The sequence below is a fragment of the Pseudoroseomonas cervicalis genome (genome assembly GCF_030818485.1).
In the GTDB taxonomy this organism is placed as follows: domain Bacteria; phylum Pseudomonadota; class Alphaproteobacteria; order Acetobacterales; family Acetobacteraceae; genus Pseudoroseomonas; species Pseudoroseomonas cervicalis_A.
Genome location: NZ_JAUTAJ010000004.1, coordinates 2,760,187 through 2,782,971, shown reverse-complemented (window position 1 = coordinate 2,782,971; position 22,785 = coordinate 2,760,187). Strand labels below are relative to the sequence as shown.

The 22,785-nt window shown below is 72.8% G+C and carries 25 protein-coding genes; 11 read left to right on the top strand and 14 right to left on the bottom strand.

Translation table 11 applies throughout. From position 1 onward, the window contains the following. Positions 1 to 45: 45 nt before the first annotated feature. Complete coding sequence (kdgD, locus tag QE401_RS16880) at positions 46 to 978, bottom strand: 5-dehydro-4-deoxyglucarate dehydratase (RefSeq protein ID WP_307139302.1); 933 nt, start codon at positions 976 to 978, stop codon at positions 46 to 48. 325 nt (positions 979 to 1,303) lie between these two features. On the opposite strand from kdgD, the gene QE401_RS16875 reads away from it, so the two are divergent. Further along, the gene (locus QE401_RS16875; RefSeq protein ID WP_307139301.1) at positions 1,304 to 1,960 is read left to right on the top strand and encodes a hypothetical protein; all 657 of its coding nucleotides are present in this window, start codon (positions 1,304 to 1,306) and stop codon (positions 1,958 to 1,960) included. Position 1,961: 1 nt separating this feature from the next. On the opposite strand, the gene QE401_RS16870 is transcribed toward QE401_RS16875, so the two are convergent. Next, positions 1,962 to 3,227, bottom strand: coding sequence for a DNA polymerase IV (locus QE401_RS16870; RefSeq protein WP_307139300.1), 1,266 nt, complete (start codon positions 3,225 to 3,227; stop codon positions 1,962 to 1,964). A 41-nt stretch (positions 3,228 to 3,268) separates the two neighbouring features. Continuing rightward, the gene (locus QE401_RS16865) at positions 3,269 to 4,183 is read right to left on the bottom strand and encodes an ROK family protein (RefSeq protein ID WP_307139299.1); all 915 of its coding nucleotides are present in this window, start codon (positions 4,181 to 4,183) and stop codon (positions 3,269 to 3,271) included. Between the two features lie 95 nt (positions 4,184 to 4,278). Here QE401_RS16865 and QE401_RS16860 point away from each other — a divergent pair, with 95 nt between their 5' ends. From QE401_RS16860 to QE401_RS16830, 7 genes are all read left to right on the top strand, one after another. Continuing rightward, the gene (locus QE401_RS16860; protein WP_307139298.1) at positions 4,279 to 4,611 is read left to right on the top strand and encodes a DHCW motif cupin fold protein; all 333 of its coding nucleotides are present in this window, start codon (positions 4,279 to 4,281) and stop codon (positions 4,609 to 4,611) included. A gap of 52 nt (positions 4,612 to 4,663) precedes the next feature. Further along, a complete protein-coding gene (locus tag QE401_RS16855) occupies positions 4,664 to 4,924 on the top strand; it encodes a sulfurtransferase TusA family protein (protein WP_307139297.1) in 261 nt (86 codons plus the stop codon). Continuing rightward, a complete protein-coding gene (locus QE401_RS16850; RefSeq protein WP_307139296.1) occupies positions 4,921 to 5,850 on the top strand; it encodes a histone deacetylase family protein in 930 nt (309 codons plus the stop codon). Before QE401_RS16855 ends, QE401_RS16850 begins: the two co-directional genes overlap by 4 nt. 41 nt (positions 5,851 to 5,891) lie before the next feature. Further along, complete coding sequence (locus QE401_RS16845; protein ID WP_007004944.1) at positions 5,892 to 6,137, top strand: exodeoxyribonuclease VII small subunit; 246 nt, start codon at positions 5,892 to 5,894, stop codon at positions 6,135 to 6,137. 5 nt (positions 6,138 to 6,142) lie between these two features. Further along, positions 6,143 to 7,045: a polyprenyl synthetase family protein gene (locus QE401_RS16840; RefSeq protein WP_307139295.1), complete on the top strand. Its 903-nt coding sequence runs from the start codon at positions 6,143 to 6,145 to the stop codon at positions 7,043 to 7,045. Further along, positions 7,045 to 9,021 (top strand): 1-deoxy-D-xylulose-5-phosphate synthase, encoded by a 1,977-nt coding sequence (gene dxs, locus QE401_RS16835; protein ID WP_307139294.1) that lies wholly within the window; start codon positions 7,045 to 7,047, stop codon positions 9,019 to 9,021. Before QE401_RS16840 ends, dxs begins: the two co-directional genes overlap by 1 nt. A 110-nt stretch (positions 9,022 to 9,131) precedes the next feature. Continuing rightward, entirely contained in the window at positions 9,132 to 9,872 is a 741-nt protein-coding gene (locus QE401_RS16830; protein ID WP_307139293.1) for a TlyA family RNA methyltransferase, read from the top strand. Positions 9,873 to 9,953: 81 nt separating this feature from the next. Here QE401_RS16830 and QE401_RS16825 read toward each other — a convergent pair whose 3' ends face one another. From QE401_RS16825 to fabI, 6 genes are all read right to left on the bottom strand, one after another. Then, positions 9,954 to 10,103 carry a peptide chain release factor 1 gene (locus QE401_RS16825; protein ID WP_271136772.1) on the bottom strand — a complete coding sequence of 50 codons (150 nt, stop codon included), beginning with the start codon at positions 10,101 to 10,103 and terminating at the stop codon, positions 9,954 to 9,956. 159 nt (positions 10,104 to 10,262) lie between these two features. Further along, positions 10,263 to 11,474, bottom strand: a complete 1,212-nt coding sequence (locus QE401_RS16820) for a hypothetical protein (protein WP_307139292.1) — start codon at positions 11,472 to 11,474, stop codon at positions 10,263 to 10,265. A gap of 185 nt (positions 11,475 to 11,659) precedes the next feature. Beyond that, positions 11,660 to 12,766 carry a chorismate synthase gene (aroC, locus tag QE401_RS16815; protein WP_307139291.1) on the bottom strand — a complete coding sequence of 369 codons (1,107 nt, stop codon included), beginning with the start codon at positions 12,764 to 12,766 and terminating at the stop codon, positions 11,660 to 11,662. A 146-nt stretch (positions 12,767 to 12,912) separates the two neighbouring features. Then, the gene (locus QE401_RS16810; protein WP_307139290.1) at positions 12,913 to 13,101 is read right to left on the bottom strand and encodes a hypothetical protein; all 189 of its coding nucleotides are present in this window, start codon (positions 13,099 to 13,101) and stop codon (positions 12,913 to 12,915) included. Between the two features lie 3 nt (positions 13,102 to 13,104). After that, positions 13,105 to 13,314, bottom strand: coding sequence for a hypothetical protein (locus QE401_RS16805; protein ID WP_307139289.1), 210 nt, complete (start codon positions 13,312 to 13,314; stop codon positions 13,105 to 13,107). An 86-nt stretch (positions 13,315 to 13,400) separates the two neighbouring features. Continuing rightward, positions 13,401 to 14,237: an enoyl-ACP reductase FabI gene (gene fabI / locus QE401_RS16800; protein ID WP_307139288.1), complete on the bottom strand. Its 837-nt coding sequence runs from the start codon at positions 14,235 to 14,237 to the stop codon at positions 13,401 to 13,403. A 107-nt stretch (positions 14,238 to 14,344) separates the two neighbouring features. On the opposite strand from fabI, the gene pdxH reads away from it, so the two are divergent. The 3 genes from pdxH (at position 14,345) to QE401_RS16785 (ending at position 17,489) form a co-directional block, all read left to right on the top strand. Then, complete coding sequence (pdxH, locus tag QE401_RS16795; protein WP_307139287.1) at positions 14,345 to 14,938, top strand: pyridoxamine 5'-phosphate oxidase; 594 nt, start codon at positions 14,345 to 14,347, stop codon at positions 14,936 to 14,938. Continuing rightward, on the top strand, positions 14,935 to 16,383 hold the full coding sequence (locus QE401_RS16790) for a bifunctional aminoglycoside phosphotransferase/ATP-binding protein (protein WP_307139286.1): 1,449 nt from the start codon (positions 14,935 to 14,937) through the stop codon (positions 16,381 to 16,383). The genes pdxH and QE401_RS16790 overlap by 4 nt, the downstream gene beginning before the upstream one ends. Positions 16,384 to 16,613: 230 nt before the next feature. Further along, a complete protein-coding gene (locus tag QE401_RS16785) occupies positions 16,614 to 17,489 on the top strand; it encodes a universal stress protein (RefSeq protein WP_307139285.1) in 876 nt (291 codons plus the stop codon). A gap of 231 nt (positions 17,490 to 17,720) precedes the next feature. Here QE401_RS16785 and hpf read toward each other — a convergent pair whose 3' ends face one another. The 5 genes from hpf to lptC all read right to left on the bottom strand — a co-directional run bounded on the left by hpf (position 17,721) and on the right by lptC (position 22,600). Next, complete coding sequence (gene hpf / locus QE401_RS16780) at positions 17,721 to 18,392, bottom strand: ribosome hibernation-promoting factor, HPF/YfiA family (RefSeq protein ID WP_307139284.1); 672 nt, start codon at positions 18,390 to 18,392, stop codon at positions 17,721 to 17,723. A gap of 82 nt (positions 18,393 to 18,474) precedes the next feature. Further along, on the bottom strand, positions 18,475 to 20,028 hold the full coding sequence (locus tag QE401_RS16775; RefSeq protein ID WP_307139283.1) for an RNA polymerase factor sigma-54: 1,554 nt from the start codon (positions 20,026 to 20,028) through the stop codon (positions 18,475 to 18,477). Positions 20,029 to 20,088: 60 nt separating this feature from the next. Next, a complete protein-coding gene (lptB, locus tag QE401_RS16770; protein WP_475638090.1) occupies positions 20,089 to 20,868 on the bottom strand; it encodes an LPS export ABC transporter ATP-binding protein in 780 nt (259 codons plus the stop codon). Further along, on the bottom strand, positions 20,865 to 21,902 hold the full coding sequence (locus tag QE401_RS16765; RefSeq protein ID WP_307139282.1) for an LptA/OstA family protein: 1,038 nt from the start codon (positions 21,900 to 21,902) through the stop codon (positions 20,865 to 20,867). Before QE401_RS16765 ends, lptB begins: the two co-directional genes overlap by 4 nt. After that, a complete protein-coding gene (lptC, locus tag QE401_RS16760; protein WP_307139281.1) occupies positions 21,902 to 22,600 on the bottom strand; it encodes an LPS export ABC transporter periplasmic protein LptC in 699 nt (232 codons plus the stop codon). The genes QE401_RS16765 and lptC overlap by 1 nt, the downstream gene beginning before the upstream one ends. Positions 22,601 to 22,785 lie beyond the last annotated feature (185 nt).

Here is a 22,785-nt window from a genome sequence, read left to right as displayed (position 1 = left end):
CCCCCACCGCCGGGGTGGCAGGGCCACCCCGGACCCCGCCGTCAGTCAGGCGGCCTTGGCCAGCTGGGCGGGCAGCGCCTCGATCAGCGCGGTCAGCGAGGCCATCTCGGCCGGCTCCAGATCGGTCAGCGGCGCCCGCACCGGGCCGGCAGGACGGCCCACCGCCGCGCAACCCGCCTTCACGATGGAGACCGCATAGCCCTTCTTGCGGTTGCGGATGGCGATGTAGGGCAGCACGAAATCGCGCAGGCCCTGGAACACCGCCTCGCGGTCGCGGCGGCGCACCGCGGCGTAGAAATCCTGCGCGAAGGCGGGGACGAAGTTGAAGATCGCCGAGGAATAGGTCGTCACGCCCATCTCGAGATAGGGCAGGGCGAAGGTCTCGGCCGTCGGCAGCCCGCCGACATAGGTCAGCCGGTCGCCCATCCTGGCATAGACCCGCGTCATCAGCTCGATATCGCCGACGCCGTCCTTGAAGCCGACCAGGTTCGGGTTGCGCTCGCACAGCCGCGCCAGCGTGTCCTCGTTCAGGATCGCATTGTCGCGGTTGTAGACGATGACGCCGAGGCCGGTGCTGCGGCACACCGCCTCGATATGCGCGGCGAGGCCGGCCTGCTCGGAATTGACCAGGTAGTTCGGCAGCAGCAGCAGACCGTCGGCGCCCTCCTTCTCGGCCGAGCGCGCCAGCTCCTGCGCGATCGGCGTCGCCATGCCGCAGGGCGCGATCACCGGCACGCGGCCGGCCGTCTCGGCCACCGCGGCGCGCACCACCGTCGCGACCTCGGCCGGGGAGAGGGAGAAGAACTCGCCCGTGCCGCCGGCGGCGAACAGCCCGGCCGGGTCATGCTCCAGCAGCCAGGCGACATGCGCGCGATACGGCGCCTCGTCGAAGCTCAGATCCTGCCGGAAATGCGTCACCGGGAAGGAGAGCAGGCCGCTGCCGATCTGCTGCGCCATCGCGGAGGGGGTCATGGGCATGTGCTGGTCCTTCCCTACTCTGTCATGATGTACGGTCATCATACATCTTGCCGGCCCCCCGTCTATCGCGGAAGTGACGGGGCGGCAACCACCCACCGGCGGGGCGGCGGTTTGCGTTAACAAAGCATTCACAGACGCGGCGGAGCTTCCGCCAGCCGTGAGCGACCTTCCTCCCTCCCCACCCGGTGGAGGCCGGATCCGGCGCTGGGGTGCCACCGGCGCCGCCGCGCCCGCCGCCGATCTCCTCTCCCCCGCCGCCCCTGCCCCGGGGACGGCGCCCGCCGGCCTGCCCGCGGCGCCGGCCCCCGGCGGCGCGAGCGGCGCCATGTCCAGCCCCTGGGGCGCCGCCTACGCCGCCGCGCCGCCGGCCCCGCCGCCCGGGGCCGACCCCACCGCGCCGCCGCCACCCGCCGCCGAAGCCGCCGCCCCCGCTGCCGAGGCGCCGGTCGGCCCCGGCCTGGCGTCGCCGCGCCCGGCTGGTCCGGGCGCGGCCGTCGCCCTGGCCGCTGCCGCGCCGTCCGCCTCCCCCCCGGCCATGCCGGCCGCCGCGCCCGCCGCCGCCGCCCGCTCGCCCGCGCCGGCCGGCCCGGCCGCCGGCCCCGGCATCGCCCCCGCCCCGCCGGTGCTGCTGCGCGACCACCGCATCCTCACCTTCTCCCCGGCGCTGCTCTGCGCCGCCCTGCACCATGCCGGGCGCAACCATATGCGCCTGCCGCCCGAGGAGGTCACCGCGGCCGAGCTGCTGCCGGATGCCCAGTCGGTGCGCTTCCGCTTCGGCCCGCAGGGCCGCTCGGGCGAGGCGGTGGTGACCGCCCCGGGCCTTGGCGCCACGCTGATCGCCTATTGCATCGGCACCGGCATTCCGGTGCCGGCCCAGGCGGCGAAAAGCCTGAAGGTGACCGATCTTGGCGTGGTGCTGGAGCTGCGGCTGGTGCTGACCTCGCCGCCCTTCTTCCGCCCGCGCAACGCGGCGGAGTGGTAGCTCAGCCCTTCGGGCGCGGCGGCAGGGCGCGGCCGCGCATCACCGCCTGGGCGCCGAAACGGGCGCGCAGCGCCTCCTCCGCCGCCCAGCGCGCGGCGCGGCGCGGCGCCTCCGGGTCCACCAGATCGCCCTGATCGGCGGCGCTGCCCGGCAGCAGCGGCTGCGCGCCGATGCCGATCAGCCGGAAGGCCGTGCCATCCGCCTCCCGCGCCAGCAGCGGGCGGGCGGCGGCGAACAGCGTGTCGGGCAGGCGGCTCGGCGCCGGCAGCCGGGCATGGCGGGTGCGCAGGGCGAAGCCCGCCGTCTTCAGCTTCAGCACCACCCCGCCCGCCGCCAGCCCCTTCTCCGCCAGCCGGCGCGACAGTTTTTCCGCCAGCCGCCACAGCGGCTGTTCCAGCGCGGCCAGGCTGGAGAGGTCGGTCTCAAACGTGGTCTCGGCGCTGACCGATTTGGTCTCCCGCCCCGGGGAGACCGGGCGGCTATCCTCGCCGCGGGCGCGGGCGGCCAGCGCCGGGCCGTCCTCGCCCAGGCGCGTCGCCGCCTCGCGCGGGGTCAGCCCCTGCAGCTGGCCGAGGGTGACGAAGCCGGCGGCCTGCAGCCGCCGCGCCAGCACCGGGCCGACGCCGGGCAGCACGGTGACGGGCTCCGGCGCCAGCAGCGACGCCGCTTCCTCCGCGCCGATCACGGCGAAGCCGCGCGGCTTGTCGCGCTCCACCGCCAGCTTGGCCAGCAGCCGGTTCGGCGCCAGCCCGACCGAGACGGTCACCCCCAGCTCTCGCTCCACCCGCAGCGCCAGCCCGGCCAGCACGGCGGCGGGGGGCGCCCTGTGCAGCGCCTCGGTGCCCGAGAGGTCCAGCACCGCCTCGTCGATCGACAGCGGCTGCACCAGCGGCGTCAGGTCTTCCATCATGGCGCGGATCTGCCGGCCGACGGCGCTGTATTTGGCGTGGTCGGGGGGGATCACCACCGCATCGGGGCAGAGCGGCAGCGCCTTGAACATCGGCATGGCCGAGCGCACGCCGCGGATCCGCGCCAGGTAGCAGCAGGCGGCGACCACGCCGCGCCGGCCGCCGCCGACGATCACCGGCTTGCTGCGCAGCTCCGGCCGGTCGCGCTTCTCGACACTGGCGAAGAAGGCGTCGCAATCGATATGGGCGATGGAGAGCCGCGCCAGCTCGGCATGTCGCACCAGCCGCCGGCCCTGGCAGGCCGGGCAGCGCGGGCCATCCTCGAACAGGCGGAGGCAGTCGCGGCAGAGCGCGGGCATTCTTTTTTCAGTTTAGCCGATGTTCGCGGCATGTTCCAGCGTCAGCCGGCCGGCTCCGGCTCCCCATCCCACAGCCGCGCGGCGCCGAACACGCCGGAGGAATCGCCATGCTGCGCGCGCAGCAGCCGCACCCCGGCGACATCGCCGAAGATGTAGGGCGCCATCAGCGCCGGCACCCGCTCATACAGGATGCCGAGATTGGACAACCCGCCGCCCAGCACGATGGCGTCCGGGTCCAGCAGGTTCACCATGGCGGCCAGCGCCCGGGCCAGCCGGCTGGCATGAAGCTCCAGCGCCGCCTGGGCCGCCTTGTCGCCGGATGCCGCCGCCGCCTCGATGCCGCCGGCATCGCGCGCGCCCGCGCCCTTCCACGCGGCGGCCAGCGCCGGGCCGCACAGCATCGTCTCCAGGCAGCCCTGCTGGCCGCACCAGCAGCGCGGGCCGGGATGCTCCTGCGGCGCGGCCCAGGGCAGGGGGGTGTGGCCCCATTCGCCGGCGACGCGGTTGCGTCCCTCCAGCACCCGGCCGCGCACCACCACCCCGCCGCCGACCCCGGTGCCGAGGATAACGGCGAACACCACATCATGCCCCGCCCCGGCGCCATCGGCGGCCTCGCTGAGCGCCAGGCAATTGGCGTCGTTGGAGACCCGCACCGGCCGGCCGAGCCGCGCCGCCAGGTCGCGGTCCAGGGCACGGCCATTCAGGCATTGGGTGTTGGCGTTGCGCACCAGGCCGCTGGCCGGGCTGAGGCTGCCGGGGATGCCCATGCCGAGGCGGGTGGCGCGGGCGCCGAGCCGGGCCTCCGCCGCCTCCACCAGCCCGGCCAGGGTGGCGATGATGCCGTCATAATCGCCCGGCGTGGCGGCGCGCTGCCGCAACAGCACCTCCCCCGCCGGGCCGAGGGCGGCGATCTCCGTCTTGGTGCCGCCGAGGTCGATGCCGATGCGCAAGCTCATGGCGGCGGACGATGCCCGCGCCGCGGCGCCCGGGCAAGGGAGGCGGCAAGGGAGGGGCCTTCGCCATCCGGCGCCGCGCTGCTAAGCCTTGGCCCATGCAGATCCCGGCCCTTCCCTTCACCGTCACCGACTGGTCCCAGGTCACGCCGACGCGCCACCCCGGCGAGACTGGCGAGGCGCTGTGGCGCAGCTTCACCGTGGGCGATCTGCGGGTGCGGCTGGTCGAATACTCCCCCGGCTATCTGGCCGATCATTGGTGCGACCGCGGCCATGTGCTGTTCGTGCTGGAGGGTGTGCTGGAGACCGAGCTGAAGGATGGCCGCCGCTTCACCCTGCGCCCGGGCATGAGCTACCAGGTCTCCGATTTCGGCGATGCGGCGCACCGTTCCTCCACCGCGACCGGCGCGAAGCTGTTCATCGTCGATTGAAGAGGGGGGGCGGCCTTGCGCCGCCGCCGCCGCGCCGTCCATCATGCCGCCCATGAGCGAGACCACGCTGGACGTGCAGGGCCTGACCTGCCCCTTGCCCGTGCTGAAGGCCAACAAGGCGCTGCGGTCGCTGCCGCCGGGCGCCAAGCTGGTGGTGCTGGCCACCGACCCGGCCAGCGTCAAGGATTTCCAGGCCTATAGCCGGGAGACCGGGCATGCCCTGGTCGGCTTCAGCGAATCGGCCGGGCTGTACCGCTTCACCCTGCGCAAGCGGGAGGAGGCGAAGGACGCCGTGGCGGAGCCGCCCGCTTGAGCGTGCTGCTGGTCACGCACCGCGCCTGCCTCGGCCATTCCAACGGGCCCGAGCACCCCGAATGCCCCGACCGGCTGCGCGCCGTGCTGACCGCGCTGGAGGCGGAGGAATTCTCCGACCTGATCCAGGAGCAGGCGCCCGAGGCCAGCGAGGAGCAGCTGCGGCGCGCCCATCCGGCGCATTACATCCAGGGCATTCTTTCGGTTCGCCCGGCGGAGGGCGAGCTGGTCTCCCTGGATGGCGACACGGCGATGAGCGCCGGCAGCGCCGAGGCCGCGCTGCGCGCCGCCGGCGCCGGCATCGCCGCGGTGGATGCGGTGTGCCGGGGCGAGGTGCGGCGCGCCTTCTGCGCCGTGCGCCCGCCCGGCCACCATGCCGAGCCCGCCACGCCCATGGGCTTTTGTCTGTTTGCCAATGCGGTGGTGGCGGCCCGGCATGCCCAGGCGGCGCATGGCATCGCCCGCGTGGCGGTGCTGGATTTCGACGTGCATCACGGCAATGGCACCCAGGCGGCGGTGGCCGAGGATCCCTCGATCCTGTTCCTCTCCTCGCACCAATCGCCCTGCTATCCGGGCACGGGGCTGGAGAGCGAGACGGGGCTGGGCAATGTGGTCAATGCCACCCTGCCGCCCGGCGCCGATGGCGAGGCCTTCCGCCGCGCCTGGGCCGACCGGCTGCTGCCGGCGCTGGAGGCGTTCCGCCCCGGGCTGGTGGTGATCTCGGCCGGGTTCGACGCGCATGCGCGCGACCCGCTGGCGCAGCTGCGGGTGCGGGAGGCGGATTTCGGCTGGCTGACCACGGAAATCTGCCGCATCGCCGACCGGCTCTGTGGCGGGCGGGTCGTCTCGACGCTCGAAGGCGGCTATGATCTGGAGGCGCTGGCCGCCTCGGCCGCCTGCCATGTGCGGGCGCTGATGCGGGCCTGAGGCCTGCCTTCCCTGCCCCGTTCCCTGCTGACGGAGTTCCCATGCCCGAGACGCCCCACCAGGACGTCGCCGCCCTGTCCTTCGAGGCCGCCCTGGCCGAGCTCGACACGATCGTGAAGAAGCTGGAAGGCGGCCAGGCGAAGCTGGAGGACGCCATCGCCGATTACGAGCGCGGCGCGGCGCTGCGCCGCCATTGCGAGGCCAAGCTGGCCGAGGCGGAGCAGAAGGTGCAGGCCATCGTCGCCGGGCCGGATGGCAGCGCCACCGGCCTGCGCGAGCTGGGCTGAGCGCCATGGCCGAGGACACCCCGCTCCCCGCCGCGCTGCGCGAGGCCGCGTCCGAGATCGAGCACATGCTGGACATGCTGCTGCCGCAGGAGGAAGGGCCGGAGGCGAAGCTCTACGCCGCCATGCGCTATTCCGTGCTGGGCGGCGGCAAAAGGCTGCGCGGCTTCCTGGTGCTGGAGGGGGCGGCGCAGTTCGGCGTCTCCCGCGTCTCGGCGCTGCGGGTGGCCGCCGCCATCGAGATGCTGCACGCCTATTCGCTGGTGCATGACGATCTGCCGGCGATGGACAATGACGAGCTGCGCCGCGGCAAGCCCACCACCCACCGCGCCTATGGCGAGGCGACCGCCATCCTGGCCGGCGACGCGCTGCAGGCGCATGCCTTCGCCGTGCTGGCGGGGGAGGACACGCATTCCGACCCGGCCGTGCGGGCCGAGCTGTGCCTGCGCCTGGCGCTCGCCGCCGGGCCGCGCGGCATGTGCGGCGGCCAGATGCTGGACATGCTGGCCGAGGAGGCGGCCGAGGCGCTGTCCGAATCCGCCATCGGCCGGCTGCAGTTGCTGAAGACCGGCAAGCTGATCGAGTTCTCGGCCGAGGCGGGGGCGGTGCTGGGCAAGGCGCCGGGGCCGCAGCGGCATGCGCTCTGCGCCTATGGGCGGGAGCTGGGCGCGGCCTTCCAGATCGCCGACGACATCCTGGATGCGACGGCCAGCGCCGAGGAGACCGGCAAGGCCACCGGCAAGGATGCCGGGGCGGGCAAGGCGACGCTGGTCGGGCTGCTGGGGCTGGAGCGGGCGCGCAGCCAGGCGGAACGATTGGCCGCCCAGGCGCGTTCGCATCTCGACAGTTTCGGGGAGCGTGCCGATCTCCTGCGGATGCTGGCCGACTACACCATCGCCCGGAGGTCCTGATGGCGAACACCCCGAACGCACCGGCGGGGGGCAATGCCCCGCCGGCGACGCCGCTGCTGGACCGCGTCCGCATCCCCGCCGACATGCGCAACCTGTCGGCCGAGCAGCTGAAGCAGCTGGCCGCCGAGCTGCGCGCCGAGACGGTGCATGCGGTGAGCCAGACCGGCGGGCATTTAGGGGCAAGCCTCGGCGTGGTCGAGCTGACGGTGGCCATCCATGCCGTGTTCGACACGCCGCGCGACCGGCTGATCTGGGATGTCGGCCACCAGACCTATCCGCACAAGATCCTGACCGGGCGGCGCGAGCGCATCCGCACGCTGCGCCAAGGCGGTGGCCTCTCGGGCTTCACCCGCCGCTCCGAGAGCGAATACGACCCGTTCGGGGCGGCGCATTCCTCGACCTCGATCTCGGCCGGGCTCGGCATGGCGGTGGCGCGCGACCTGAAGCGCGCCATTCCGGGGGAGCCGCGCGACGACCGCAACGTGATCGCGGTGATCGGCGATGGCGCGATGAGCGCCGGCATGGCCTATGAGGCGATGAACAATGCGGGGGCCATGCGCTCCCGGCTGATCGTGGTGCTGAACGACAATGACATGTCGATCGCGCCGCCGGTCGGCGCCATGTCGGCCTATCTGTCGCGGCTGATCTCCTCCCGCCCCTTCCTGTCCCTGCGGGAGATGATGGCGAAGCTGGCGCGCCGCTTCCCGGCGCCGCTGGAGCGCGCCGCGCGCCGGGCGGATGAATATGCCCGCGGGCTGCTGACCGGCGGCACGCTGTTCGAGGAGCTGGGCTTCTACTATGTCGGCCCGATCGACGGGCACAGCCTGGACCATCTGCTGCCGGTGCTGCGCAATCTGCGCGATGCCGAGGATGGCGCGCCGGTGCTGCTGCATGTCGTGACGCAGAAGGGCAAGGGCTATGCCCCGGCCGAGGCCAGCGCCGACAAGTACCACGCGGTGGCGAAGTTCAATGTCGTCACCGGCACCCAGGCCAAGGCGCCGCCGGGGCCGCCCACCTACACCAAGGTGTTCTCCCAGGCGCTGATCGCCGAGGCGGAGGCGGATCCGCGCATCGTGGCGGTGACCGCCGCCATGCCCTCCGGCACCGGGCTGGACGCGTTCCAGAAGCGCTTCCCGAAGCGGACCTTCGATGTCGGCATCGCCGAGCAGCATGCGGTGACCTTCGCCGCAGGCCTCGCGACCGAGGGCATCAAGCCCTTCGTCGCCATCTACTCGACCTTCCTGCAGCGCGCCTATGACCAGGTGATGCATGATGTGGCGCTGCAGAACCTGCCGGTGCGCTTCGCGCTGGACCGCGCCGGGCTGGTGGGCGCGGATGGGGCGACGCATGCCGGGGCCTATGACATCGCCTATCTGGGCTGCCTGCCGCAGATGGTGCTGATGGCGCCGTCGGATGAGGTGGAGCTGGCGCATATGGTCGCCACCTCGGCGGCCTATGATGAGGGCCCGATCGCTTTCCGCTTCCCGCGCGGCGAGGGGTTCGGCCTGCAGCCGGTGCCGGCGCGGGGCGAGGTGCTGGAGATCGGCCGTGGCCGGGTGCTGCGCGAGGGCACGAAGGTCGCGCTGCTGAGCTATGGCGCCCGCCTGCAGGAATGCCTGCGCGCGGCCGAGGAGCTGGCGGCGCGCGGCCTGTCCTGCACGGTCGCCGATGCGCGCTTCGCCAAGCCGCTGGACACCGCGCTGGTCGAGCGCCTGGCGCGCGAGCATGAGGTGATGGTGACGATCGAGGAGGGTTCGGTCGGCGGGTTCGGCGCCCTGGTGATGCACCACCTGGCGCTGCGCGGTGCCTTCGACCACGGCCTGCGCTTCCGCCCGATGGCCTTGCCGGACCGCTATATCGACCATGACAAGCCGGAGCGGCAATATGCCGAGGCCGGGCTGGACGCCGCGGCGATCGTGGCGGTGGTCGGCGCCGCCCTGGGCGATGCCGCGCTGACGCAGCCCGCCCGCGCCTGAGCCTGCGTCCCGCCTGCGGCCGTGGGCGGGACGCCCACTGACAAAGGTCTTTTTGCTTCTTTTTCTTCAGAAAAAGAAGATTTCTTCCTGTGTTTTGAAAGCCTTACGCCATGCCCAAGCAACGCGCCGACCTCGCCCTGGTGGAGCGCGGCCTGGTGGAGAGTCGCGCCAAGGCGCAGGCCCTGATCATGGCGGGCAAGGTGTTTTCCGAGACGAAGCGGATCGACAAGCCCGGCCAGCCGGTGGCGGAGGACACGCCGCTGGAGGTGAAGGGCCAGGAGCACCCTTGGGTCAGCCGTGGCGGCATGAAGCTGTCGCACGCCCTGGAGTTTTTCGGCCTGGATCCCGCCGGCCGGGTGGGCGTGGATGTCGGCGCCTCCACCGGCGGCTTCACCGATGTGCTGCTGCATCACGGCGCCACCAGGGTCTATGCGGTGGATGTCGGCCATGGCCAGCTGGCCTGGAAGCTGCGCAGCGATGAGCGGGTGGTGGTGCTGGAGAAGACCAATGCCCGCCGCCTGGATGCCACGCTGATCCCGGAGCCGCCGGGGGTGGTGGTGTGCGATGCCAGCTTCATCGGGCTGGCGACCGTGCTGCCGGCGGCGCTGGGCCTGGCCGCACCGGGCGCCTGGGCGGTGGCGCTGATCAAGCCGCAATTCGAGGCCGGGCCGGAGAAGGTGGGCAAGGGCGGCGTGGTGCGCGACCCGGCGGTGCATGAGGAGGTGTGCGAGCGGGTGCGGGCCTGGTGGTCCGCGCTGCCGGGCTGGGTGGTGCTGGGGATCGAGCCGAGCCCGATCCTGGGCCCCGAGGGCAACCGCGAATTCCTGATCGCGGCGCGGCGGGAGGGCTGAGGGGACCCTCCCGCACCGTTCAGGGACCTGCGCGGGCCGGGCGGGGTGGTGGTGCCCGCAGGGCCGGCGGCGTGACCGCCCTCAGGCGGCGCGCTGGGTTGCGGCGGCCTGGCTGGCGCCGGAGATCTCTTGCAGCAGGGACCAGACGCGATGCGGGTCCATCCGCACCTCGGGGTCGTTCAGCAGCCGGTCCAGCTCGACCAGCTTGGCTTCCATCTCACGTTCGGACATCGCGGCACCTCCTGGGAGGCAGCAATTGCGGGATTTCACTGCAACGCAGCATGCAGGGAAAAGTGGCAGCACCGCGACGAAACTTTGCCAGGACGGGGGAGAGTCGCCGTAACGTTTTGTTCAGCGTTGCTGTCCTAGCGGGCTTCAGCCGCGGGGGCCTCAGCTGCAGGAGGTGATGGCCGGCAGCAGGGCGGCGTCGCGCGCCGCGGGATGGGCCTGGTTGCGGTAGCGCAGCTCGCCTTCCTCGGCGGCGTGGGGCGGGGCGGCGCCGAACATCTCCAGCCGCGTGGTGCAGGCGGCGGCGGTGATGCGGCGGGCCGGGGCGGTGGTGAAGAAGCGGCGCACCGCGCCCTCCAGCTCCAGCGTGTCGCGCAGATGGCGCCATTCGGCGCGCTCCACATCGTCGAGGAAGATGGAGACGATGCCGGGGCGGGTGCCGCTGAGGCATTCCTCGGCGGCCTGGCCCAGATGCCGCACCACGGCGGCGGCCAGGCCGTTCTCCCGCCCGGCGCGGGCAGCCATGACGAAGACGCTGCCGCCCGAAGGATCGCCGGTGACGGCCAGATGGGCATCGGGGCCGAACTGGTCGCGCAGCCGCTGCGGCAGGCCCTGGCCGGCGGCCTGCACGCCGGCCAGCATCAGCGGGTCCAGCTTCAGCACGGCGGCGGCGGTGGCGTCCTGGCGCTTCTCGGTGGCCAGCAGGGCGCTGACCTGGCGCTGCAGCCCGGCCAGGCCGTCCGGGTCCTGGATGCCCTCGGGCAGGGTCATCTTCAGCAGATAGCGGCCGGGATGCGCGGCCAGCCAGGTCTGCAGATCGGGGTTGATGCCATCCACCAGGGCGCACCAATCGGTGCGGTGCAGGTGGCGGCCTTCCTCGGCCGAGACGCTGCGGCAGACCTGCTCGGCCTGCACCCCGTCGCGCTCCAGCAGCAAATCGTAGGGCGTGCCCTCGGTCAGGCCGGTGAACTGGACGGTGAAGCCGCGGGCGCGCTGGCGGCTGGCCTCGCGCAGCAGGTGGAAGAGCGGGATCAGCGTGGCCTCGCCGGTCAGCCCCTGCAGCAGCCGCTCGCGCAGCCGGGCGCGCGGCGCCTCGGGCAGGGTGTCGGAGAGCTGCACCGCCTCCCGCGCCAGGGAGAGCACGCGGCGCTCGGCGGCGTTCAGCTTCGGGGTCTGGCGCGGATCGGCCAGGCGGGCCAGCAGCAATTCCAGGGCGTGGCGCTGCTGGGCGGCGCGGCCGGCCCAGGAATGCGGGCGGGCACGGGCCGCCAGCTCGGCCATGCGGGCCTGCCAGGCGGCTTCGCCGGCCAGGGCCAGCAGGCCGTGGCAGGCATCGATGGCGTCATCCGGGGCGGCGATGGTGGCCTGGAGCATGGTCGTGTCTCGGCAGGTCTGTCGCCCTTCCTATCCAAATCTCCGGCTGAATAGTCAAGTGCGGAGGTCGGATATTCGGCGGCATGCCGGCCCCGGGTCACGCCGGGTTGCAAGGCCGGCGGGAGGCCGCGACGGAAACGCCGCCTGGGCGGTTTCGTTGCGGGCTCCCGCGGTTTTTTTCGGCGTCAGTTGCGCGGCAGGCGGGGGCGGCTCGGCGCGTCCGGGTTCTGCGCGCGGTGGCGCAGCAGGTGGTCGGCCAGCACGCAGGCCAGCATCGCCTCGCCCACCGGCACGGCGCGGATGCCGACGCAGGGGTCGTGGCGGCCCTTGGTCAGCACCTCCACCTCCTGGCCGAAGCGGTCGACCGAGCGGCGCGGCGTCAGGATGGAGGAGGTGGGCTTCACCGCGAAACGCGCCACCACCGGCTGGCCGGTGGAGATGCCGCCCAGGATGCCGCCGGCATGGTTGGAGAGGAAATCGACCTCGCCATTGGCGCCCATGCGCATCTCATCGGCATTGGCCTCGCCATCCAGCGCGGCACTCGCAAAGCCCTCGCCGATCTCGACGCCCTTCACCGCATTGATGCTCATCAGCGCGGCGGCGAGGTCGGCATCCAGCTTGCCATAAAGCGGCGCGCCGAGGCCGACCGGCACGCCCTCCGCCACCAGCTCGATGACGGCGCCGAGCGAGGAGCCGGATTTGCGGGTGGCGGCGAGCTTCTCCTCCCAGGCGGCGACGGCGCCGGGATCGGGGCAGAAAAAGGGATTTCTGTCGGTTTCCGCCCAGTCGAGGCGGGCGCGGTCGATGCCGAGCGGGCCCATCTGCACCATGGCGCCGCGGATCACCACCTCCGGCCCCAGCAGCTTGCGGGCAATGGCGCCGGCGGCGACCCGCACCGCCGTCTCCCGCGCGCTGGAACGGCCGCCGCCGCGATAATCCCGCACGCCGTATTTCAGGTGATAGGCCAGGTCGGCATGGCCGGGGCGGAAGCGGTCCTTGATCTCCCCGTAATCCTTGCTGCGCTGGTCCTGGTTCTCGATCAGCAGGCTGATCGGCGTGCCGGTGGTCAGCCCCTCGAACACGCCGGACAGGATGCGGACCTGGTCGGGCTCCTGCCGCTGGGTGACGAATTTGCTCTGGCCGGGGCGGCGGCGGTCCAGGAAAGGCTGGATGTCGGCCTCGGTGAGCGGAATGCCGGCCGGGCAGCCATCCACCACGCCGCCAATCGCCGGACCATGGCTCTCGCCCCAGCTGGTGACGCGGAAGAGATGGCCGAAACTGTTGTGGGACATGGGCAGGGCACCGGCGGCAAAGATCTGGGGCGCCGGTTATGCGGGATCATGGCTGGCTCCGCCAGCCGCCGGGAGGGCGCTGCCCTCCCGGACCCTCCCGCTGGGGGGACAGGGTCCCCCCAGTTGTTCCTTTGGGGACCCCGCCGTCAGTTGCCCGATTGCACGGGTTTGCGGCGGCGGCCGGGGAAGACGTCGATCGGGCCGCCCAGCGTGGCGGCCAGCTCGTTCATCTCGCCGGGCTGCACCTCGCCGGGCGGGATCGGCTGCTCGATGCTGCCGGTGGCGCGACCCTCCTCCTCGAGCGGGGCGGGCTCGGGCTTGCGGTCCTCAGGCATGGCTCAGGACCTCTCGCGGCTGTCATGGGTGTGGTGGCGGTCCCGCTCGCCCCCGCCGCCGGAGACCCGGCTGCGATCGGGGTTGGTCGGCTCGCCCGGCCGCGGCCCCTGCGGCGGCTGCGCGTGCTTGTGCCCGGTGGGGGCGGATTTCCCGGGGGCCTGGCGGTTCTGGTGGCTGCTGCCGGGGCCGCCCTGGCGGTCGGTGTGCGACATGCCTCGGTCCTCCTCTGGTGTGGAGGACCAACCGCCGGAGGCGGGCGGGGTTGCCGGGGGGAGGCATGCTCCCCCCGCCGGGAGGTTCAGACGACCGAGATGTCCGGCGCGTCGACCGCCTTCATGCCGACGACATGGTAGCCGCAATCGACATGGTGCACCTCGCCGGTGACGCCGGCGCCGAGATCGGAGAGCAGGTACAGCCCCGCGCCGCCGACATCCTCGATGGTGGCGTTGCGCTTCAGCGGCGAATTGTACTGGTTCCACTTCAGGATGTAGCGGAAATCGCCGATGCCGCTGGCCGCCAGCGTCTTGATCGGGCCGGCGCTGATGGCGTTGACGCGGATGTTCTGGCCGCCGACATCGACCGCCATGTAGCGCACGCTGGCCTCCAGCGCCGCCTTGGCCACGCCCATGACGTTGTAATGCGGCGTGACGCGCTCCGCCCCCAGATAGGACAGGGTCAGCAGCGAGCCGCCCTCCGGCATCAGCGCCGCCGCCCGGCGGCTGACCGAGACGAAGGAGAAGCAGGAGATGTCGAGCGCCTGCAGGAAGGCCTCGCGCGGGGTGTCCAAATAGCGGCCGCGCAGGAACTGCTTGTCGGCGAAGCCGATGGCGTGGACCAGGAAGTCCATCTTGCCCCAGCGCTGCTCCAGCGCGGCGAAGACGGCGTCGATGCTGGCCTCGTCGGTGACGTCGCAGGGCAGCAGGATATCGGCGCCGATGCTCTCCACCAGCGGGCGGACGCGCTTCTCCAGCGCCTCCCCCTGATAGGTGAAGGCGATCTCGGCCCCCTGCGCGGCCAGGGCGCGGGCGATCCCCCAGGCGATGGAGCGGTCATTGGCGACACCCATGATGAGGCCGCGCTTGCCGGCCATCAGCGTGCCGGTGGGGATCTTCGCTTGGGGATCGGCAGCTTCCATGGGCAGGCAGGACCGCTTCTACAGGGAGGGGGGGTGCGGGGTGTTTCCCCGTTGCAAGGGTGGGGTCGTGGTGGCACACCCCCGGCGCCTGGGCAAGGGGGAGCCGCATGACCGCGCCGATCGCCGCCACCGAACCTTTCGCGCTGTTCCGCGACTGGCTGCAGGAGGCCGAGGCCTCCGAGCCGAACGACCCCAACGCCATGACGCTGGCGACCACGACGCCGGAGGGCTTCCCCTCCGCCCGCATCGTGCTGCTGAAGGGGCTGGATGAGCGCGGCTTCGTCTTCTTCACCAACCGGCAGAGCCGCAAGGGCGGGGAGCTGGCCGCCAATCCGCGCGCCGCGCTGATCTTCCACTGGAAGACCCAGCGCCGCCAGGTGCGCGTCGAGGGCGCGGTGGAGCAGGTTACCGACGCCGAATCCGACGCCTATTACGCGACCCGCCCGCGGCTGTCGCGGCTGGGCGCCTGGGCCTCGCGCCAGTCCCGCCCGCTCTCCGGCCGGGCCGAGCTGGAGGCCGCCCTGGCCGAGGCCGAGGCGCGCCACCCGGGCGAGGAGATCCCGCGCCCGCCGCATTGGGGCGGCTACCGCGTGCTGCCCTCGCGCATCGAGTTCTGGCAGGACATGCCCTTCCGCCTGCATGACCGCCGCGTCTTCCACGCCGCCCCCGAAGGCTGGCGGATCGAGTCGCTCTACCCGTGAGCATCCCGGCCGGGCAGGCGGAGGCGGCCGCGCTGCTCGGCCGGCTGACCGGGGCCGCGCCGGTGGAGACGCATATCTCCGCCGTCTATGTCGGCCGCGACCGGGTGCTGAAGCTGAAGAAGGCGGTGGCGCTCGAATTCCTCGACTTCACCAGCCTGGCGGCGCGCGAGCATTTCTGCCGGCGCGAGCTGGTGCTGAACGCCCCCGCCGCCCCCGGCCTGTATCGCGGCGTGCATGCGCTGAGCCGCGGCCCGGATGGCGCGCTGCGGCTCGATGGCGACGGCGCGGCCGAGGAATTCGTGCTGGAGATGGCGCCGCTGCCGGCGGCCGATTTCCTCGATGCCGTCGCGGCGCGCGGCGCGCTGGACGCGCCGCTGCAGGATGCGCTGGGCGATGCGGTGGCCGCCATGCATGCGCGGCTGGCCCCGGTCGAGGGCTGGGTGCCGGAGGCGGCGTTGCGCCGCGTGGCGCGCGAATGCCGCAATGCCGGCCTGGCCACCGGCCTGCCCGAGGCCCGCATCGCGGCCTGGGCCACGGCGCTGGAGGCGGCCATTGTCCGTCTGGCGCCCTTCCTGGCCGCCCGCGCCGCCGCGGGGCGGGTGCGGCGCTGCCATGGCGACCTGCACCTGGCCAATCTGGTGCTGTGGGAGGGCCGGCCGGTGCCCTTCGACGCGCTGGAATTCGACGAGGCGCTGGCCACCATCGACACCGGCTACGACCTGGCCTTCCTGCTGGCCGATCTGATGCTGCGGGTCGGCCCCGGCGCCGCCAACCGGGTGCTGAACCGCTATGTGGCGCGCAGCGGCGATGCGGAGCTGGTGCGGGGGCTGCCGCTCTGGCTGTCGCTGCGCTTCCTGATCCGCGCCCATTGCCTGCAGCGCATCGGCCAGGACGGGCTGCCCTGGCTGGCGGCGGCCGAGGCCGCCTTGCGCCCGGCGCCGCCGCGGCTGCTGGCGGTGGGCGGGCTGCCCGGCACCGGCAAGAGCCATTGGGCCCGGCACTGGGCGCCGGCGCTCGGCGCCGTGCCCGGCGCGCTGATCCTGCGCAGCGACGAGATCCGCAAGCGCCGGCACGGCCTGGCGCCCGAGACCCGCCTGCCGCCGGAGGCCTATGCGCCCGCCGAAAGCGCCGCCGTGCATGCGGAGCTGTTCGCGCTGGCCGAGGCGGCGCTGCGCGGCGGGCACAGCGTCATCGCCGATGCCGCCTTCCTCGACCCTGTTCTGCGGCAGCGCATCGCCGATGTGGCGGCGGCGCTGGGCCTGCCCTTCCAGGGCGTCTGGCTGGAGGCGCCGCTCGAGCTGCTGCGGCAGCGCGTGGCGGCGCGGCGCGGCGATGCCTCGGATGCCGGGGTGGCGGTGCTGGAGAGCATGGCGGCGGCGGAGGCCGGGCCGATCGAATGGCGCCGGCTGGACGTCACCGGGACGATGCCGGAGACCGCCCCCTAGGGCGCCTCGGCCGGAGCGCCCGGCAGGCTTGCGCGTGACCGGTTCCTTGCGGCCAAGCTGTTCTCGTGCAAGGCGATTCCGGCCGGAGCCCTGGCGTGGAGAGGGGGCTGGCTTCCGTTTTTTTAACGGGTCGGGGCGGGCTGCGGCTCCTAACCTCGGCCTCCTGGCGGTTACATTGGCGCCAGGCCCGGGCGCAGCCATAATCCGGGCAGATCAGAGGAGACCGACCCATGGCCTATCGCCGGCTGCTGCTGCCGCTGACCGGAACCGCCGCGGGCGAGGCGGCGCTCAACACCGCGCTGATGGTGGCGCGGACCTGGAACGCGCATGTGCATTGCCTGCATGTGCGGGTCGATGCGCGCGACGTGGCGCCGCTGGCGGGCGAGGGCCTGTCGGGCGCCATGATCGAGGAGATGATGGCGGCGACCGAGCGCGAGAGCGGCGAGCGCGCCGGCCGGGTGCGTGCCCTGTTCGAGAAATTCGTGCAGGGGCGCGACGTGACCATCGCGCTCTCGGCCGAGAGCGCGCTGAAGACCGAGGGGCCGACGCTGTCCTTCGAATCCATCGCCGGGCGGGAGGAGGACATCGTCGCCCAGCAGTCGCGGCTCTACGACATGGCGGTGGTGCCGCATCCGGAGGCGGATGAGGATGTCTCCTCCTCCGACGCGCTGCATGCGGTGCTGTTCGATTCCGGGCGTCCGGTGCTGATCGCGCCGCGCGAATCGCCGGCCACCATCGGCAGCCGCGTCTGCTGTGCCTGGAACGGCACGGCGGAGAGCGCGGCGGCGGTGGCGGCGGCGCTGCCCTGGCTGCACCATGCCGAGGCGGTGCGCATCCTCTACAGCGACGACTATCAGCGGCGCGGGCCGGGGGCGGAGGGGCTGCAGGCCTATCTGCGCTGGCACGGCATCCAGGCCGAGGCGGTGCCGTTCAAGCCGATGACGCGCGAGGTCGGTGCCGGGCTGCTGGGCGCGGTGCGCGACTTCAATGCCGACCTGCTGTGCATGGGCGCCTACAGCCATTCGCGGCTGCGCCAGCTGATCCTGGGCGGGGTGACGCGGCATGTGCTGGAGAATGCCGACATCCCCGTGCTGATGTGCCGCTGAGGGCGCAGCCCGGCGCGGCACCGCCGCGCCGGGATTGATGGCGGGGTCCGGGGTGGCCCTGCCACCCCGGCCGGAGGGTCCGGGAGGGCGGCGCCCTCCCGGCTTTTTTGTCAGCTGGGTCCGGGAGGGGGGCGCCCTCCCGGCTTTTTTTGTCGGCCGGGTCCGGGAGGGCGACGCCTCCCGGATTTTTTGTCGGCTGGGTTTTGGGAAGGGCCGCGCCCTCCCGTGCCGTCACGCAGCCGCGGGGTCGATCCAGCCGATATGGCCGTCCTGGCGGCGGTAGACGACGTTGAGCTGGCCGCTGCTGCGGTTGCGGAACATCATCACCGGCATCTGGCCGAGATCGAGGCGCATGACGGCCTCGGAGACGCTGAGGCGGGCGATCTCGGTCGGCGTTTCGGCGATGATGGCGCCGTGCTCGCCATTGTCGGCGAGGTCGTGGCCATTCGCCACGGCGGGGTCGGGCCGGTCGGCCGGGGTGGTGCCGCGGATGTCGGCCAGCAGGGCGTCGACATCGACCGGCTCCTCCGGCTCGTCGACCGGCTGGGCCAGGATCACCTGGCGTGCGGTCTCGGCGCTGGCGGGCAGGCGCTCATCGGCCAGGCCGCGGGAATGCTCGTTCATCCGGCGGCGGTAGCGGCGCAGCCTTTTGGCGATGTGCGAGGCGGCCTCGTCGAAGGCCCGGTGCGCGTCGGCGCCCTCGCCCTCGCCGCGCAGGCTGAGCCCGCGTCCGGCGTGGATGTCGATGGTGCAGCCGAAGAAGGCGCGGTTCTTGGAGAAGGTGACATACGCTTCCAGGGCGTGGTCGAAGTATTTCTTGGTCACCGTGGTGAGCCCCTCGGCCACATGGACCTTCAGGGCTTCGCCGGTTTCGACCTGTTTCCCTGCGACGACGATGTGCATGGCGGGGTAACCCCTCCTTCTTGAATGGGGAGGGGCCGTCCCGCTGGGACGGCGAAGCGGGCGGGTCGCGCCCGCTCCGGTGTCAGGCCGGGACGGCCTTCTCCCGTTTGCGCTGCACCGATGATGGTATCCGCAGCGCTTCCCTGTATTTGGCCACCGTTCGGCGGGCGATGTCCACTCCTTCCCGACGCAAAGCTGCGACGATGGCGTCATCGCTGAGGATGTCGTCCGGCGTCTCGGCGGCCACCATGCTGCGGATGCGGTGGCGGATGGCCTCGGCGCTGAAGGTTTCGCCGGCGGTGCCGCCGATGGCGGTGGTGAAGAAATATTTCAGCTCGAACAGGCCGCGCGGCGTGGCGATGTATTTGTTGGCGGTGACGCGGCTGACGGTCGATTCGTGCATCTCCACCGCCTCGGCCACGTCGCGCAGGATCAGCGGGCGCAGATATTCGACGCCGTGGCGGAAGAAGCCGTCCTGGCGGCGGACGATCTCGGCGGCGACCTTCAGGATGGTGCCGGCGCGCTGCTCCAGGCTTTTCACCAGCCAGTTGGCGGCCTGGAACTTCTCCGAGAGGAAGGCGCGCTCCTCGCGCGTGGCGCTGACCAGGGCGCGGGCGTGGAAGCCGCGATTGACCAGCACGCGGGGCAGCGTCTCCGGGTTCAGCTCCAGCAGCCAGTCGCCGGCCTCGCCCGCGGCGGGGGGATAGGCGGCGGGCTGGCCGTTCGGGGCGGGGGTGATGGGGGCGCGGCGCATCAGCACATCGGGCAGCAGCGGCGGCGCGGGGGCGGCGTCGTAATCGGCGCCGGGCTTGGGGTCGAGGCGCTTCACCTCGGCCACCATCTCGGCCAGGTCCTCGGCATCGACGCCGCAGAGCCGCATCAGGCCGCGCATGTCGCGCCGCGCCAGCAGCTCCAGATGGTCGAGCAGCGCCTGCATGGCGGGGTCCAGCCGGTTGCGCTCGGCCAGCTGCACGGCCAGGCATTCGGCCAGGCTGCGGCAGAACATGCCGACCGGCTCGAAGCGCTGCATGCGGGCGCGGATGGCGGCGATGCGGGCGATCTCGCAGCCCAGCGCCGCGGCGATCGCCGCATCCTCGGCCAGCAGCCGGCCGGAGGGGTCGAGCAGCGCCACCAGCTGGGCCGCGATCAGCCGGTCGGACGGGGCGTCGAAGGCCAGGCGGATCTGGCTGCCCAGCTCCTCGCGCAGGCTGCGCGGCCGTTCCGCCGCCAGCTCGTCGATGCCGCGCGCATCCTCGCCGAAATCCAGCCGGCCGCCGCGGCCGCCGAAGCCGGCATCGGCCAGGCCACCGGCGAAGCCGGCCTCGCCCGCCTCGCCATCATAGACATTCGACCAGTCGGCGATGTCGAGCGGCGCGTCGGCTTCGGTGGGCAGGGTGGCGCCGGCGGTGCCCTCGAAACTGTCGGAAGGCGGCGGGGCGTCCGGCGCGGCGGGGCCGGAGGGCAGCTCGGGGCGCTCGTCGCGCTCCAGCAGCGGGTTGCGCTCCAGCTCCTCCTCGACGAAGGCGCCGACCTCCAGATTGGAGGATTGCAGCAGCTTGATCGCCTGCCGCAGCTGCGGCGTCATCACCAGCGACTGGCTCTGCCTCAGATCGAGGCGCGGACCGATGCCGGCCATGGCGCTCAGCCTTCCGGAAGCGGGGCGGATGCCGCACGAAGCCGGTGCAGCGGGCCCATGCTACAGGCTGAACCGCTCGCCCAGATAGACGCGGCGCACGCCCTCATGCGCCACGATATCCTGCGGGGAGCCCTCCATCAGCACCTGGCCGTCATGCAGGATATAGGCGCGGTCGATGATCTCCAGCGTCTCGCGCACATTGTGGTCGGTGATCAGCACGCCGATGCCGCGATTCTTCAGGTGCTTCACCAGGTCGCGGATCTCGCCCACCGCGATCGGGTCGATGCCGGCCAGCGGCTCGTCCAGCAGCACATAGGCGGGGTGGGTGGCGAGCGCCCGGGCGATCTCGCAGCGCCGCCGCTCACCGCCCGACAGGGCGAGCGAGGGGGAGCGGCGCAGATGCGTCAGGCCGAATTCGGCCAGCAGCGAATCGAGCATCTGCTCGCGCCGGTCGCGCACCGGCTCGACCACCTCCAGCGCCGCGCGGATATTGTCCTCGAGCGTCAGGCCGCGGAAGATCGAGGCCTCCTGCGGCAGGTAGCCCAGCCCCATGCGGGCGCGGCGATACATCGGCAGGGTGGTGACGTCGTGCCCGTCCATGAAGACCTGGCCCTGGTCGGGGCGGACCAGGCCGGTGATCATGTAGAAGGTGGTGGTCTTGCCGGCGCCGTTGGGGCCGAGCAGGCCGACCGCCTCGCCGCGCTTGACGCTGAGCGAGACGTTGCGCACCACCGGCCGCTTCTTGTAGCGCTTGCCGAGGCCGGTCGCGACCAGGCCGGCATCGCCGGCGATGACCTTCAGGGGCGGGCTGGCCTGCGGGATCGTGCTGGTGCTGCTCAACGGGGGCGGGCTCCGCCTTGGCTCTGGGGTTGCACGGCCGGGTTCTGTTGGCCCTGATTCTGGCCCTGATTGGCGCCGCCATTCGGCTGCAGCGCCTGCTGGCCCTGCTGCGGGATGATCAGCCCCTGCACGCGCTGCCCGGGTGCGGCCACCAGCCGCGCCACGCCGCTGCGCATGTTGACGATGGCTTCCTGCCCGTTCAGCTGATTGTCGCCGCGGGTGATGCGCACGCCGCCCAGCAGGCGGGACATGCCGGTGGTCTCGGAATAGACGCCGCGATCGCCGCGCACCACCTCGCCGGTGGTGCGGATCTCGACATTGCCGAAGGCCTCGACGCGGTCGAGCTGGCTGCCCTCGGCCGGGTTGCCCCCCGCGGCACCGGGGCGGGCCGGAGAGGTGTTGCGCGCCGGCTGGGCGGGGGCCGCGCCCTGGTCGCGGAAATAGCCCACCAGCGTGTCGGCGGCGATGCGGCGCTGGTCCTGCGTCACCACCACGGCGGCGCCGCGCGCCACCGCCATGCGGCGGGCCGGCCAGTATTCCATGCTGTCGCGGCTGGTCAGCGTGTTCTGCGGCGTGGTCAGCTTCAGGCCGCGCCCGGTCAGCACCACCACCGCCTGGTCCATGTCGTAGATGGCGCGGTCGCCCTCGGCATGGTCGGTGGCGCTGTCGATGCGCACATTGCCCTCCGCCTCCAGCCGCCAGATCTCGCTGCCGGACATCGGCGTCTCGGCGCCGTCGGCGGCCTGCGGGGCGGGCTGGCCGGCGCGCGGCCGGTAGCGGGCGATCAGCCGGTCGGCGGTCAGGGTGACGCCGCCGCGCACGGCGCGGGCGGGGCCGCCAGGGCCGCCGCGGGCGATCACCACCTGCTCCTGCTGGCGCCATTCGATGCCGTCGGTGGCGGTGACCTCGACCGGGCCGCCCTGGGTCAGGTCCAGCGCCTGGGCGCGGGCCTGGCCGGGCAGGAGGGCGCCGGAGAGGCCGGCCCCGGCCAGCAGCGCCAGCAGCGCGGCGGCGGGAAGCGAAGCGAGGCGCATCAGCGGTCACCCTCCAGCACGGCGCGGGCCTGGCCGGTGAACACCACCACCTGGCCGCGATTCTCCAGGCGGAAACCCTGGCTCACCAGCGTGCCGAAGGGGCCCTGGGCGGCCACGGGGCGGTCGCCCGTGGCGCCGCCGGCGGCGATGTCGATCTGTGCCATCTCGGTCCGCAGCATGCTGCCATCATCATGCCAGAGGGTCACGTCGCCGTTGAGGTCCAGCTTGTTGGCGGCGCGGGTGTATTCGCCCTGGCGGGCCTCCAGCAGCACCCAGGCGCCATTGCCCATGACCATGTCGGCGCGCGGCTGGTCCAGCTCGATCGGCGCCTGCTGGTCCTGCTGCAGGGCGGTGGCGGCGGTGACGGTGTAGGGGCGGTTCTGCTCGTCGACGCCCTGGTAGCGGGCGGCGGAGAGGCGCAGCGCCTCGGCGCTGGTCTGCGCCACGCGGCGGAAGGCCAGCCGCCCGCGCTCCTCCGCCCGGTCGAATTCGGGCCAGAGGGCGATGGCGGCCAGCAGGCCCAGCGCGCCCACCGGCAGCAGCCACTTGGCCATCGCCACCGCGAAACGCCGCCGCGCCAGGGCAGCGGCGTCCAGCGTCTGCCGCGCGCGCGAGGGCAGCAGCGTCCGGCTCTTGCCGGCGCCACGGTCGGCGCGGGGCGCGGCCGGGCGGTCGCGCGAGGGGGAAGGCGGGTTCATGCGATGGCTTTGCTGGCCCGATGGCGTTGCATTCTGGCCGCGCCTTGCCCCATCCGCGCCCGCGGGAGCGGCAGGGTCACGCGGGCCGGCAAGGGGAGACGACCTCACGCCTCTTGTATGGTGCGCCGACCCCGCCGGGTCAACGCAGGAAGCGCCCGGGCCGGTCCTCGCCTACCAAGAAGCAT

What these genes read in the sequence shown, in the direction of transcription:
- kdgD (WP_307139302.1), bottom strand. Translation starts at nt 978, where the DNA reads ATGCCCATGACCCCCTCCGCGATGGCGCAGCAGATCGGCAGCGGCCTG.
- QE401_RS16875 (WP_307139301.1), top strand. Translation starts at nt 1,304, where the DNA reads ATGTCCAGCCCCTGGGGCGCCGCCTACGCCGCCGCGCCGCCGGCCCCG.
- QE401_RS16870 (WP_307139300.1), bottom strand. Translation starts at nt 3,227, where the DNA reads ATGCCCGCGCTCTGCCGCGACTGCCTCCGCCTGTTCGAGGATGGCCCG.
- QE401_RS16865 (WP_307139299.1), bottom strand. Translation starts at nt 4,183, where the DNA reads ATGAGCTTGCGCATCGGCATCGACCTCGGCGGCACCAAGACGGAGATC.
- QE401_RS16860 (WP_307139298.1), top strand. Translation starts at nt 4,279, where the DNA reads ATGCAGATCCCGGCCCTTCCCTTCACCGTCACCGACTGGTCCCAGGTC.
- QE401_RS16855 (WP_307139297.1), top strand. Translation starts at nt 4,664, where the DNA reads ATGAGCGAGACCACGCTGGACGTGCAGGGCCTGACCTGCCCCTTGCCC.
- QE401_RS16845 (WP_007004944.1), top strand. Translation starts at nt 5,892, where the DNA reads ATGCCCGAGACGCCCCACCAGGACGTCGCCGCCCTGTCCTTCGAGGCC.
- QE401_RS16840 (WP_307139295.1), top strand. Translation starts at nt 6,143, where the DNA reads ATGGCCGAGGACACCCCGCTCCCCGCCGCGCTGCGCGAGGCCGCGTCC.
- dxs (WP_307139294.1), top strand. Translation starts at nt 7,045, where the DNA reads ATGGCGAACACCCCGAACGCACCGGCGGGGGGCAATGCCCCGCCGGCG.
- QE401_RS16830 (WP_307139293.1), top strand. Translation starts at nt 9,132, where the DNA reads ATGCCCAAGCAACGCGCCGACCTCGCCCTGGTGGAGCGCGGCCTGGTG.
- QE401_RS16825 (WP_271136772.1), bottom strand. Translation starts at nt 10,103, where the DNA reads ATGTCCGAACGTGAGATGGAAGCCAAGCTGGTCGAGCTGGACCGGCTG.
- QE401_RS16820 (WP_307139292.1), bottom strand. Translation starts at nt 11,474, where the DNA reads ATGCTCCAGGCCACCATCGCCGCCCCGGATGACGCCATCGATGCCTGC.
- aroC (WP_307139291.1), bottom strand. Translation starts at nt 12,766, where the DNA reads ATGTCCCACAACAGTTTCGGCCATCTCTTCCGCGTCACCAGCTGGGGC.
- QE401_RS16810 (WP_307139290.1), bottom strand. Translation starts at nt 13,101, where the DNA reads ATGCCTGAGGACCGCAAGCCCGAGCCCGCCCCGCTCGAGGAGGAGGGT.
- QE401_RS16805 (WP_307139289.1), bottom strand. Translation starts at nt 13,314, where the DNA reads ATGTCGCACACCGACCGCCAGGGCGGCCCCGGCAGCAGCCACCAGAAC.
- fabI (WP_307139288.1), bottom strand. Translation starts at nt 14,237, where the DNA reads ATGGAAGCTGCCGATCCCCAAGCGAAGATCCCCACCGGCACGCTGATG.
- pdxH (WP_307139287.1), top strand. Translation starts at nt 14,345, where the DNA reads ATGACCGCGCCGATCGCCGCCACCGAACCTTTCGCGCTGTTCCGCGAC.
- QE401_RS16785 (WP_307139285.1), top strand. Translation starts at nt 16,614, where the DNA reads ATGGCCTATCGCCGGCTGCTGCTGCCGCTGACCGGAACCGCCGCGGGC.
- hpf (WP_307139284.1), bottom strand. Translation starts at nt 18,392, where the DNA reads ATGCACATCGTCGTCGCAGGGAAACAGGTCGAAACCGGCGAAGCCCTG.
- QE401_RS16775 (WP_307139283.1), bottom strand. Translation starts at nt 20,028, where the DNA reads ATGGCCGGCATCGGTCCGCGCCTCGATCTGAGGCAGAGCCAGTCGCTG.
- QE401_RS16765 (WP_307139282.1), bottom strand. Translation starts at nt 21,902, where the DNA reads ATGCGCCTCGCTTCGCTTCCCGCCGCCGCGCTGCTGGCGCTGCTGGCC.
- lptC (WP_307139281.1), bottom strand. Translation starts at nt 22,600, where the DNA reads ATGAACCCGCCTTCCCCCTCGCGCGACCGCCCGGCCGCGCCCCGCGCC.